The 11,674-nt window shown below is 35.4% G+C and carries 15 protein-coding genes and 2 pseudogenes; 12 read left to right on the top strand and 5 right to left on the bottom strand.

The window, feature by feature from the left end; translation table 11 throughout:
• Positions 1 to 13: 13 nt before the first annotated feature.
• Both BCER98_RS23105 and BCER98_RS23100 read right to left on the bottom strand, forming a co-directional pair.
• A pseudogene (locus BCER98_RS23105) lies at positions 14 to 204 on the bottom strand (YmzC family protein); the annotation flags it as partial.
• Positions 205 to 227: 23 nt separating this feature from the next.
• A pseudogene (locus BCER98_RS23100) lies at positions 228 to 430 on the bottom strand (hypothetical protein).
• Between the two features lie 95 nt (positions 431 to 525).
• Between BCER98_RS23100 and BCER98_RS11510 the strand changes: the two are divergent.
• The 7 genes from BCER98_RS11510 to tlp all read left to right on the top strand — a co-directional run bounded on the left by BCER98_RS11510 (position 526) and on the right by tlp (position 4,128).
• Positions 526 to 1,128, top strand: a complete 603-nt coding sequence (locus BCER98_RS11510; protein WP_012094706.1) for a DUF2975 domain-containing protein — start codon at positions 526 to 528, stop codon at positions 1,126 to 1,128.
• 10 nt (positions 1,129 to 1,138) lie between these two features.
• Positions 1,139 to 1,345, top strand: coding sequence for a helix-turn-helix domain-containing protein (locus BCER98_RS11505; protein ID WP_012094705.1), 207 nt, complete (start codon positions 1,139 to 1,141; stop codon positions 1,343 to 1,345).
• Positions 1,346 to 1,755: 410 nt separating this feature from the next.
• Positions 1,756 to 2,331, top strand: coding sequence for a TlpA family protein disulfide reductase (locus tag BCER98_RS11500; protein ID WP_012094704.1), 576 nt, complete (start codon positions 1,756 to 1,758; stop codon positions 2,329 to 2,331).
• 109 nt (positions 2,332 to 2,440) lie between these two features.
• Complete coding sequence (locus BCER98_RS11495; protein ID WP_012094703.1) at positions 2,441 to 3,340, top strand: 3'-5' exonuclease; 900 nt, start codon at positions 2,441 to 2,443, stop codon at positions 3,338 to 3,340.
• A gap of 149 nt (positions 3,341 to 3,489) precedes the next feature.
• A complete protein-coding gene (locus BCER98_RS21170) occupies positions 3,490 to 3,633 on the top strand; it encodes an FbpB family small basic protein (protein WP_081428436.1) in 144 nt (47 codons plus the stop codon).
• A gap of 43 nt (positions 3,634 to 3,676) precedes the next feature.
• Entirely contained in the window at positions 3,677 to 3,811 is a 135-nt protein-coding gene (gene sspN, locus BCER98_RS11490) for an acid-soluble spore protein SspN (protein WP_012094701.1), read from the top strand.
• Positions 3,812 to 3,915: 104 nt separating this feature from the next.
• The gene (gene tlp / locus BCER98_RS11485; protein ID WP_012094700.1) at positions 3,916 to 4,128 is read left to right on the top strand and encodes a small acid-soluble spore protein Tlp; all 213 of its coding nucleotides are present in this window, start codon (positions 3,916 to 3,918) and stop codon (positions 4,126 to 4,128) included.
• A 23-nt stretch (positions 4,129 to 4,151) separates the two neighbouring features.
• On the opposite strand, the gene BCER98_RS11480 is transcribed toward tlp, so the two are convergent.
• Positions 4,152 to 5,444 (bottom strand): LysM peptidoglycan-binding domain-containing protein, encoded by a 1,293-nt coding sequence (locus BCER98_RS11480; protein ID WP_012094699.1) that lies wholly within the window; start codon positions 5,442 to 5,444, stop codon positions 4,152 to 4,154.
• A 108-nt stretch (positions 5,445 to 5,552) separates the two neighbouring features.
• Here BCER98_RS11480 and BCER98_RS11475 point away from each other — a divergent pair, with 108 nt between their 5' ends.
• Complete coding sequence (locus BCER98_RS11475; RefSeq protein ID WP_012094698.1) at positions 5,553 to 5,972, top strand: acyl-CoA thioesterase; 420 nt, start codon at positions 5,553 to 5,555, stop codon at positions 5,970 to 5,972.
• 27 nt (positions 5,973 to 5,999) lie between these two features.
• Here the strand turns inward: BCER98_RS11475 and BCER98_RS11470 are convergent, their stop codons facing one another.
• Together BCER98_RS11470 and plsY are read right to left on the bottom strand one after the other, a co-directional pair.
• On the bottom strand, positions 6,000 to 6,290 hold the full coding sequence (locus BCER98_RS11470; protein WP_012094697.1) for a HesB/YadR/YfhF family protein: 291 nt from the start codon (positions 6,288 to 6,290) through the stop codon (positions 6,000 to 6,002).
• Between the two features lie 108 nt (positions 6,291 to 6,398).
• On the bottom strand, positions 6,399 to 6,995 hold the full coding sequence (gene plsY / locus BCER98_RS11465; protein WP_012094696.1) for a glycerol-3-phosphate 1-O-acyltransferase PlsY: 597 nt from the start codon (positions 6,993 to 6,995) through the stop codon (positions 6,399 to 6,401).
• A 225-nt stretch (positions 6,996 to 7,220) separates the two neighbouring features.
• Between plsY and BCER98_RS11460 the strand changes: the two genes are divergently transcribed.
• From BCER98_RS11460 to BCER98_RS11445, 4 genes are all read left to right on the top strand, one after another.
• Positions 7,221 to 9,077 (top strand): anaerobic ribonucleoside triphosphate reductase, encoded by a 1,857-nt coding sequence (locus BCER98_RS11460; protein WP_012094695.1) that lies wholly within the window; start codon positions 7,221 to 7,223, stop codon positions 9,075 to 9,077.
• Positions 9,074 to 9,526, top strand: a complete 453-nt coding sequence (gene nrdG, locus BCER98_RS11455) for an anaerobic ribonucleoside-triphosphate reductase activating protein (protein ID WP_012094694.1) — start codon at positions 9,074 to 9,076, stop codon at positions 9,524 to 9,526. Before BCER98_RS11460 ends, nrdG begins: the two co-directional genes overlap by 4 nt.
• 18 nt (positions 9,527 to 9,544) lie before the next feature.
• A complete protein-coding gene (locus tag BCER98_RS11450) occupies positions 9,545 to 10,222 on the top strand; it encodes a response regulator transcription factor (RefSeq protein WP_012094693.1) in 678 nt (225 codons plus the stop codon).
• A 199-nt stretch (positions 10,223 to 10,421) separates the two neighbouring features.
• On the top strand, positions 10,422 to 11,657 hold the full coding sequence (locus BCER98_RS11445) for a S1C family serine protease (protein ID WP_012094692.1): 1,236 nt from the start codon (positions 10,422 to 10,424) through the stop codon (positions 11,655 to 11,657).
• Positions 11,658 to 11,674: the final 17 nt, after the last annotated feature.

Here is an 11,674-nt window from a genome sequence, read left to right as displayed (position 1 = left end):
TCAAATGAATTTTTTCTTGTAAAACAAAACTATTTTCTGAAATTTGCGTCATATTAATGGTGGGCATGTTATGTAGTGGAGCATCGTGTGTTGTAGAGACCGGAACCTCTTTTTCTCTATCAAAAAATATAAGAACGAAAATGAGACAAATGAAACAAATACGCATATAGCGTAGTTCTTTTTACTAATTGGATGTTCTCCCAGACTATATCCATCCTTTCTTATTTTTACAAACTAGGGGGTATTGTCGTTGTATAAAAAGTGAGGATACCAAGTGCAGTGGATAAAAGAAATGATACTAAAGCGGTATAAAGACAAATGCGACCAACCTTCCGTTTTTCAAGGCTTTTACTGAAAAAAGATAGATGATCCTGATAGGAAAAAAGAGAAAGCTGAGAATATATAAAACTATTTTTTCTAAAGGGTACATGAAAATCATCCTTTCTTACGCTTTTATCGAGAAACAATAAAAATATATTGATAATTGATAATAAATTAGTTATGTTTAAGATGGGAGGGATGGAAATGAAAAGTGAAAAAATCTATCGTATATTGCAATTTTTTACGACATTAGCAATTCTATATATGACTTTTATTAGCGTCTTTTTGGCGTTTGGTATTTTTGTTAAACCGAAATGGTTTACAATGTCACCTGGTTTAGGGGGATTAGCAATTGAAGCGAGAAATTTTCAACTTCCTTTATGGATTGCTATCTTTATGTTAATTATGATGGGGCTGAATATTTTCTTACTTTGTCAAATAAGAGCTTTTTTCCGTAATTTAGTTCGCAATCAATTTTTTATTATAGAAAATGCGCATTATATGAGAAACGTTGGTTTTATTTTCCTCATTTTGTGCGTGCTAGAAAATATTCATCATAATGAGATTTCTAAAATGATGTTTTTATTTTTTAAGCAAGAACCGGAAGGAGTCATCAATAAACTTATTACAAAACAGTATTTTATCTTTCCAAAAGAAAGTTGGGTAACAAGCTTAGAAAATGGTCAATTACTGTATTCGCTGCATCTTAATATGGGATTGTTCTTTGCTGGAATTGCACTCCTTTTATTGAGTAAAATTTTTAAATATGCTGTTCAAATCGCAGAAGAAAACAAACTAACGGTTTAGGATTTTTAAAATGATACGAGTAAATTTAGATGTTGTGATGGCAAAAAGAAAAATAACACTTGGCGAATTAGCGAAAAGAGTCGGAATCACGAATAGTAACTTATCCATATTAAAAACGGAAAAAGCAAAAGCTATTCGCTTTTCCACATTAGAAGCTCTTTGCAAGGAGTTGCAATGCCAACCTGGTGATATATTAGAATACATTGAAAAGGAATAAAGTTGAACCGTATTAAAACAGTCGTTTATCCCGCTATTTTAGGGCAGCCCGATTGGTGAGAGCTCATAATCAGTGGGGGATGAAGAAAACCCCCACTGATTAAAGTTTCACTTTATTTGAAAGACTGTTTTTCGTCTTATATAAAAGGAAAAACAAAAAAGAATGAGAATAAGAAAATATAGGAACGTGAATAAACATAATGTGTTCATAGAAGGTGAAATGTTTATAATAAATTTCATTTTCAAAATATATATTCCTATTATAGGATAAAAAGGAAAAAATTCATAATGTTATTGTGATTATCGTTTGTTTCAAGGGGAATATTTCTAAGTTTGTCCGTGTAAGCTAAATATAAATAAAATCTTTGGTTGAAATGGATCTATAACGAGAGAATGATAAGGATGATGTATATGTGGCGAAAGATTATTATTGGTGCTGTATTACTTTGCTTAGCGAGTTATGCTTTGTATGAGCAGTTTAAACCGAATGAAAAGCAAGTAAGTAAAGGGCAAGTAAAGAGCGAAACAACAATGAAAGATATGGTCGCTCAAAATGGAATTGAAGTTGGGAAGGCTGCGCCTCATTTTGAATTGGCGAAGTTAGATGGTACGAAGGTAAAATTATCAGATTTAAAAGGAAAGAAAGTAATTGTGAATTTCTGGGCAACATGGTGCGGTCCTTGTCAGCAGGAGATGCCAGATATGGAAGCTTTTTATAAGAAGCATAAGGAAGATATAGAAATTCTTGCAGTAAATTATACAGTTTCAGAACGAGCGAATGGGACGGAGAAGGTTAGACAGTTTGCAGAGGAAAAAGGTGTTACATTTCCCATTTTACTGGATACAGATATAAGTGTTACGACGAGATATAAAGTTATCACAATTCCAACTTCTTATTTTATAAATACAAAAGGTATCATACAAGATAAATTTATTGGGCCAATGACACAAAAAGAGATGGAGAAACGTGTTGCGAAATTAAAATAGTGAAAAAGACAGAATTGATATCAGATCGGTTCTGTCTTTTCTTTTTCAAGAAAAGATTTGTTCATGATATGATATAGGAAATAAAAATAATCAGTAAGGGGAGTATGTTGTGGGATATGTATCTTTACCAGCAAATTATGTTGTAATTGATTTTGAGACGACAGGTTTTCACCCATATAACGATCGGATCATTCAAGTAGCCGCAGTTCGATATCGCAATCATGAATTAGCAGACCAATTTGTTTCATTCGTAAATCCAGAAAGATCGATACCGAGTCGAATCACAAGCTTAACAGGAATTACGAACTATCGTGTTTCAGATGCACCAACTGTTCAAGAAGTGTTACCGTTATTTTTAGCGTTTTTAGGTAACGATACAATTGTTGCCCACAACGCCTCTTTTGATATGCGTTTTTTAAAAAGTAATATGAGCAGATTTCAATTAGGAGAGCCGAACAATAAGGTGATTGACACAGTACTTTTAGCTAAAAAATATATGAAACACGCTCCAAACTTTAAGCTGGAAACATTAAAAAGAATGCTGGGTATACGATTAAGTTCCCATAATGCACTGGATGATTGTATAACATGTGCAGCCGTTTATCAACAGTGTGCAAATATGCAAGGGGACGGGCGAAAGAGTCTGAAAAAAGAAGTAATGGAAGAAGAGACTGTATATACGCTCATAAAAGAAATGCTAATAAAGAATAATCGTACAGTAGAGTATATTCGTTATGTAAGTACCGGTAATTATTTAGATATAAAAGCTTTTCAGTTAATTGCGAGAATGAAAGTGAAAGGGCGAAAAAAATATGTATTAACAGAAAAAACAGAACGAGAAATACAAGCAATCTGCGCGGATTTAAAATGTGAACCAGCTTTAAAAAATGAATTAGGTATAACGAGAATTATGGTTGAAAGTTTAGAGGATGTCATGAAATTAGAAAGTTATATTTTAGCTCGGTATGATTTCCTACTACAAGCTGCACAGGAGTACAATGAAATATAAGTAGATACAAAAAATCCATTCCGAGAATGGCTTTTTTGTATTATAAACTTTTCTGCGCTAAAACAAAAAATTTTCTTGCAAATCTGATTAAAGAGATTTCGGTTTGTTCATACTATTAGCAAGAATGAGTAGGAGAAAGGATGAACAACATGAGAAGAAATCGCCGGAAAACATTTGAAGAACTTGTAAGGGAAAATAAGCGGCAACTATTAAGCGATCGTGATGCAATTGATCGGATTGAAGAAAAGATTGAGAAGCGTTATGAGATGGAACTTTTTAAGCAGGCTGAATAATTCTTATTACTCGTATGATACTAGTAATAAGGAGGCGATAGTTATGGGTAATCCAAAAAAGAATTCGAAAGATTTTGTACCGAACCATATCGGAACGCAATCGAAAAAAGCTGGTGGAAATAAAGGGAAACAAATGCAGGACACGACTGGTAAACAACCGATTGTGGATAATGGTTAAAGAAAAAGGAGGATGTTTTCATTCTCCTTTTTCTTTATGTATATATTTCATGTTATATAGGAACAACTAATAGAGTATGTATACTTTACTAGGAGGGAAGAAATATGTCAAATCAATATCAACCAAATCCAGATGATCGCAGCGATAATGCGGAAAAGTTACAGGAAACGTTGCAAAATACGATTGATAATTTTAATGAAGCAAAAGAAACAGCAGAACTTTCTAGTGAAAAGGATCGCGCTGTTATTGAGGCGAAAAACGAGAGACGTTTAGAAAGTATAGAATTCTTGAAAAATGAAATAAAAGACGAATCTTAAACAATGAAAAAGGCTGACAAAAGTCAGTCTTTTTTAGTGATGGTGAAGTTCTCCACTAATAAGCGCCAATTTTGCGGAAAAGGTAGACCGATTTTCCAATAGCTAATACCGCGTATACCTAGTTCTTTTATTAGATTGAATTTACTTTGAATAGAGCGAGCGTCCTCAAACCATACTTCATGTTGCACACCGTTTTCGTTAAAGTAATTGAAATGAGGTGCTTGTGCAGTGAAATCATATCGAATCGGTACATTGTATTTACGTGCAAGAGAAACCGCAGCGATAGAGCTCACTGCTTTAGCAGGAGGATTGCCTTCTTGAAATGGAAGGGGCCAGTCAAAGCCATATAGATTTTGTCCCATCATAATTTTATGAGGGGGCATTTGTGATTTGGCGTATTGGATGACTTGTCTGACAGGGCCAATAGGAGAAATGGCCATTGGTGGTCCTCCTTGCCATCCCCAGTCATAGGTCATAATGACGACAAAATCAACAATTTCTCCTTGTGCCTTATAATCATGCGCCTCGAAAAACTTTCCTTTTTGTTCTGAACTTGTTTTTGGGACAAGTGTCGTACTCAACGTATATCCTTCAGGTAATCGTGTTTTGACGTTTCGTAAAAAACGATTATATGCTTCTCGGTCTTCTGGAGCGACATTTTCAAAATCAAAGTGAATGTCGCGCATGCCATATTTTTCAGCTGTTTGAAGAATATTTGTAATAAACCTATTTTGAATTGTAGCACTTCTTAAAAAGATAGATGCTAATTCCGAACTGAAATTTCCATTTTCGATATTTGTAATGACGAGCATGGGAATTGTTTGGCCTTGTCTAGCAAGTTCAGCAATTCTAGCCGTTTCCGTCGGTTCTTTTAAGGTTCCATCTCTCTGTGGTTCAAAACTAAAATAAGCTAAGTATGTTAAATATGGGATAACAGCTCGCGTAGCATTCACTAGGCTTTCTTTAATCGGGATTGTCGATGGTTGTAAATAGGCAATAGATTCTACTGCTCGTTTGGAGCCTTTCGGTACATATAGTTGTTGTCCGACATGTAAAATAGATTTTAATGATAGATTATTTACTTTTGCTAAGCTGGCAAGGGGGACATTATACGTTTGTGAAATTTTATAAAGGCTGTCTCCTGGCTGGACATAATAATTATTTCCTTTCGTATTTACAATAAGTGCCTGGCCGACAACGAGTGTCTCGGCAGGGTTCAATCCATTATCTTTTACAATTTCTTCAGGTGTCGTTCCATATTTCATGGCTAAGCTATATACGCTATCGCCGCTACGAACAGTTACAATTTGAATCATATACGTGCTCCTTTCGGTGAAAGATCCATCGTTTTTATTTTATTTTTGATTCTCCTGTATTATGATTAAATGTATGTGAGGAAACAGAAGTGAGAAGGAGATAGAGATATGTTTGTAGCTGAACAAGAAATTGAGATTCGCTATGCGGAAACTGATCAAATGGGTGTTGTGTATCATTCTAATTATTTAGTATGGCTAGAGTTAGGGCGTACGAAATTAATACAAGATTTAGGATTCTCATATGTTGAAATGGAGAAAGACGGGATTATTTCTCCTGTCTTAGACTTACAAATTTCATATCGTAAAGCAATGCGTTATGGAGAAAAAGCAATTGTAAAAACATGGGTTGATTCTGTAAGTCCGCTCCGTGTTATATATGGGTATGAAATTTATAACGGTGATGGAGATCTTTGCATTACAGCAACAACAACAAATATTTGTGTTAAGAAAGAGGGGTTTCGACCAGTATCCCTTAAGAAACTATATCCAGAGTGGTATGCAAAATATGAAGAAATTAAGAGAAAATAAAAAACGTGGCATTTGCCACGCTTTTTTTTATTTCTCGTAATGAAATTGTGGAAAGGCATCGTCTTTGTTAAAAGTAACGGATAAATTATGACCATCAAAGTACCATTCATCATCACTTTCAATAAAGAATGTAATTCCTTCTTCTTGAATTTCAACAGCAGGTTGTGCCGGCTCGTCTTTACGTATACCTAAAGAAAGCCCTTTTTGCACTGTACTACAACCACCGTATTGTACGAAAAAGCGAATTGTATCGCCAGATTGTAAGTTTAATTCTTCTTTGTACCAAGTTGCAGCTTCTTTTGTTACAGAAAGATTCATATATAGTTCCTCCAAATAATATGGGTTTTATATTAGTATAAAAAATAACGCAAAAAGACGCTATTAATATGCTTTGCGTTTTCTTTTTGCGTTATGTGGGTTATCATCTTACTTTTGTTTCTTTGTAAAATTTGCCTTTGGTTCAGTTTTATTTATAATTCGTCCAATATTTGCACGATGTCTATAAATTACCATACCAGCTAATAAACACATTGCAACAATAAAGATTTTATCCCCATTCACAATTGATGCGATAACAGCTGCGATTGCTGTCACCATAGAAGAAAGAGATACATATCTCGTTGTAAATAGAAGGGTGAAAAAGACAACAGCTAATATTGCAAAAATAATGGGTGCATAACATAATAGTACCCCAGCAGAAGTGGCAACTGCTTTTCCACCACGAAATCTTGCGAAAATTGGATATACATGTCCAAGAACAGCGGCTAATCCAAACAAAAGTGGATGGATATCTAAGCTGAAAATAAGCGGTAAGCCTGTTGCTAATGTCCCTTTTAAAATGTCGGCAATTGTAACGATAAAACCGGCTTTTTTCCCTAATGTACGAAATGTATTCGTTCCTCCTAAATTTCCGCTGCCATGCTCGCGAATGTCGATTCCATAACCAATCTTTCCAACTACAAGTGCAAATGGAATCGAACCAAGTAGATAGGCCACGATTAATAAAAGGTATGTAATAAACATAAGTTCAGTCTCCTTTATTCAAATGTGTTGATAAAGGGTAAAAAGAGTTTTTCCCGTATATTGTACCATACATTTGTAAAGAGCACATTTCTTTTTTGTAAAATGATTCGTCAATGTTTCTTAAAAAACTTTCACAGGAATGTTACATTTCTCGCAGAATCATCCGAACTATATGTTGTATCATTTAGTTAGATTGGTAACAAGATATAGTTGGAGGGTTCGGTAATGATAACAAAAAGTATACGTGAAGAAGAACTTATGAAGGTTTTTGAAACAATTGTCCATGGTCATGAACAGGATTTAATGCAAGAAAATGCAAATGTCGATGGCCGATCTCCGATGGGGATGATGGGAACATTGGCTTCAGAGAGTGCAAAATATTATGCAGTAGAAACGTTATTATCTGATCAAGTGAGAAAAGCGATTAAGCAAAATATATTATATCCACATGATTTAGATTTTTATGTGACAGGTACGACAACATGTTCACAAATTCCATTAGCACAAATGTTGGAGAATGGATTTCATACAGGACACGGTCATATGAGAGAACCGCAAGATATAAAAAGTGCATTGGCGCTTGCTTCGATTATTTTTCAGGCTAATCAAAATATGCAGCATGGTGGACAATCGTTTGCGCTATTTGATGTTGATTTAGCGCCGTATGTAAAAAAAACATTTGAAAGAAATAAAAAACGATTAGAAAAATATCCATTACAAGCGGAACAAATAGAAGAGTTTGCATGGAAAGAAACAGAAAATGATACGTACCAAGCATGTGAAGCGTTTATTCATAATTCCAATAGTATGCATAGCCGAGGTGGTGGACAAGTACCGTTTATTTCTATTAATTACGGAACAGACACATCAAAAGAAGGAAGACTATTAATTAAACAATTGTTACGGGCAACGCAAGCGGGCTTAGGGGCAGGAGAAACACCCATTTTTCCTATTCAAATTTTTAAATTAAAAAAAGGTGTGAATTTTGAAGAGAGTGATCCGAACTATGATTTATTTGAATTAGCGTTAGAAACGACAGCAGAGCGATTATTTCCGAATTTCTCATTTTTAGATGCACCGTTTAATGCTGCTTATTATGATGGAAGTCATGAAAGTGAAGCGTGTTATATGGGGTGTAGAACTCGTGTGATGGCTAACATTCATGGGGAGGAAAATGCAATTGGAAGAGGAAATCTCTCTTTTACATCTATCAATTTAGTGAAATTAGCATTGATTAGTGGATCAAAAGAAGCTTTTTTTGAGGCATTACAGTATTATCTAGATCTTGGTGTTCGTCAACTGCTAGAAAGATTTGCTTACCAATGTACAAAAAAAGCAAGAGATTTTCAATTTTTATATTCACAAGGCGTATGGCGTGGGGGAGAGAAGTTACAACCTGAAGATTCTGTAGCTGAAATCTTAAAACAAGGTACGCTTAGCATCGGTTTTATTGGTCTTGCGGAATGTTTAGTTGCTTTAACTGGTAAACACCATGGAGAAGATGAAGGTACTTGGCAACTTGGGTATGAAATCGTTCGGTTTATGAGACAGAAAATGGACGAGGCAACAGAGAAATACAATTTGAATTTTTCGTTAATCGCAACGCCGGCCGAAGGACTTTCTGGAAAATTCGTGAAAAAGGATCGAGAAGAGTTCGGGAGTATAAATGGGGTAACCAATCGTAATTACTATACAAATTCATTTCATATTCCGGTGTATTACCCTATTCAAGCTGTGAAAAAAATTCGATTAGAGGGGCCTTTTCATGCACTGTGTAACGGGGGGCATATTACGTATATTGAATTAGATGGTGCTGCTGTTCATAATGTAAAAGCATTAAAACAAATTGTACAAGCGATGTCGCAGTATGGAGTAGGATACGGATCAATCAATCATCCTGTGGACCGTTGTAAGTGCTGTGGTTATCGTGGTGTAATTGAAAATGAGTGTCCAAGTTGTGGGAACGAAAATGAACATGAAATCGAAAGAATTCGTCGTATTACTGGGTATTTAGTAGGAGATATGTCGAAGTGGAATAGCGCAAAGCGTAGGGAAGAAGCGGATCGGGTGAAGCATAAATGAGAGTAATGAACATGATTCATGATAGTGTAGTAGATGGAGAAGGATTGCGGACAGTCGTGTTTTTTGCGGGCTGTCCGCATCGTTGTGTTGGTTGTCATAATCCTCAGTCTTGGAATATTTGTAATGGGACAGAAATGACCGCAGAAGAAATTATAAAAGAGATTGTCAAAAATCCGCTTACTGATGTAACATTTTCAGGTGGAGATCCATTCCTTCAAGCTGCAGAAGTAAAAAAAGTAGCAAAAGGGGTAAAGGATTTAGGGAAAAATTTATGGATTTACACAGGTTATACATTAGAAGAGATACAGAACTCTCAAAATAATGATATGATAGAATTGTTACAGTATGGGGATGTTCTGGTCGATGGGAGGTTTCAACTCGATAAAAGAGATTTAACACTTCCATTTCGCGGAAGCTCCAATCAACGTATTATTCGATTGAAAGAGTAAAAAGGCGGGATAAGTCAGATGAATAAAACGGTATTACTTGTTGAAGATGAAAGAAGACTACGCGAAATTGTGAGCGATTATTTCCGTAATGAAGGCTTTGAAGTAATCGAAGCAGAGGACGGGAAACAAGCGTTAGAATTATTTGCTGAACATACAATTGATTTAATTATGTTAGACATTATGTTGCCAGAAATTGATGGATGGTCCGTTTGTCGTCGTATTCGTAAAGAATCAGCGGTACCGATTATTATGCTAACAGCGCGCTCTGATGAAGATGATACATTGCTAGGATTTGAGTTAGGTGCAGATGAGTATGTAACAAAACCATTCAGTCCGAAAGTGTTAGTAGCGCGTGCAAAAACATTATTAAAACGAGCAGATGGAGCGGTAGGTGTTGCCGAAGATAATGTGCTATCTGCAGCTGGAATTGATGTCAATCGACTTTCGAGAACAGTATTTGTAGATGGAAAGGAAATTATATTAACGCATAAGGAATTTGAACTTCTTGTGTATTTAATGGAAAACAAAGGAATTGTATTATCACGTCAACATTTATTAGATCAGCTGTGGGGATACGATTATTATGGTGATGATCGAACAGTAGATACGCATATTAAAAAATTACGTAATAAACTAGGTGATAAAGCAAAGCATATTGGAACCGTTATCCGAGTTGGGTATAAATTTGAAGAGTAATCTTTTTAACCTATGTAACTTAGCTTGAAAATATAACAAAATGACACTTTCTTTTGCAAATGAATGTACAAATTCTCATTTTTTTGTCTAGAATAATGAATAAGGACATTTTTGAATTGGATTTCACGATGAGTTCACAAGAAGGACACAAAATGTGATTATACTGAAAATACGAATTCAGCAGAGAGGGGAAGTTAACATGGGATATTATGACGGACCAAATATGAACGGAGAATATGACGAAACAAAAGAAATAAGAAAAAACGGTAGTAAAAAAGGGTATTTCTTTACCGGTTTAGTTGGAGCTGTGGTCGGAGCAGTTTCTATTAGTTTTGCAGCACCTTATATGCCATGGGCAAAAAATAACGATGTAGCTGTTTCATCTGTATCTTCTAATTCAAACGTAGAAGGTACGGTTGTACCAGTTGTGAATAAATCGAAAAATGAAACAGATTTACCTGGCATGATTGAAGGGGCAAAAGAAGTTGTTGTCGGTGTTATCAATATGCAAAAAACAATCGATCCATTTGCTATGCAGCCGATTGGTCAAGAGCAAGAAGCTGGCTTAGGATCGGGCGTTATTTATAAAAAAGCTGGGAATAAAGCATATGTTGTTACAAATAATCACGTAGTGGATGGAGCCAATAAACTTGCTGTTAAATTAAGCAATGGTAAAGAGGTTGATGCAAAATTAGTTGGGAAAGATCCTTGGCTAGATTTAGCTGTTGTCGAAATCGATGGTTCCAATATTAATAAAGTTGCTACGCTAGGGGATTCTAGCAAAATTCGTGCAGGCGAACCAGCCATCGCAATCGGGAATCCGCTAGGCTTTGATGGCAGTGTAACAGAAGGAATTATCAGTAGTAAAGAACGTGAAATTCCAGTTGATATCGATGGTGATAAACGTCCCGATTGGAATGCACAAGTGATTCAAACAGATGCAGCGATTAACCCAGGAAATAGCGGCGGTGCTTTATTTAACCAAAATGGCGAAGTAATTGGGATTAACTCTAGTAAAATTGCACAGCAAGAAGTAGAAGGAATCGGGTTCGCCATTCCGATTAATATTGCAAAACCTGTGATTGAATCACTTGAAAAAGATGGAACAGTGAAACGACCAGCTCTTGGCGTTGGAGTTGTTTCATTAGAAGATGTGCAAAGATACGCTTCACAATTGAAATTACCAAAAGATATAACAAGTGGAGTTGTGTTAGGGAAAGTTTATCCAATTTCACCAGCAGAAAAAGCTGGACTAGAGCAATATGACGTTGTTGTTGCATTAGATAACCAAAAAGTGGAGAATGCATTGCAATTCCGTAAATATTTATACGAAAAGAAAAAAGTAGGAGATAAAATTGATGTGACATTTTATCGCAATGGTGAAAAAATGACGAAAACTGCTACTTTAACGGATAACGCTTCGGCTAAGAATTAATAAAGAAAGTCTCTTTC

This window comes from Bacillus cytotoxicus NVH 391-98, assembly GCF_000017425.1.
In the GTDB taxonomy this organism is placed as follows: Bacteria; Bacillota; Bacilli; order Bacillales; family Bacillaceae_G; genus Bacillus_A; species Bacillus_A cytotoxicus.
The sequence above is the reverse complement of the archived record's forward strand: the minus strand, read 5'-3'. Positions and strand labels throughout refer to the sequence as shown.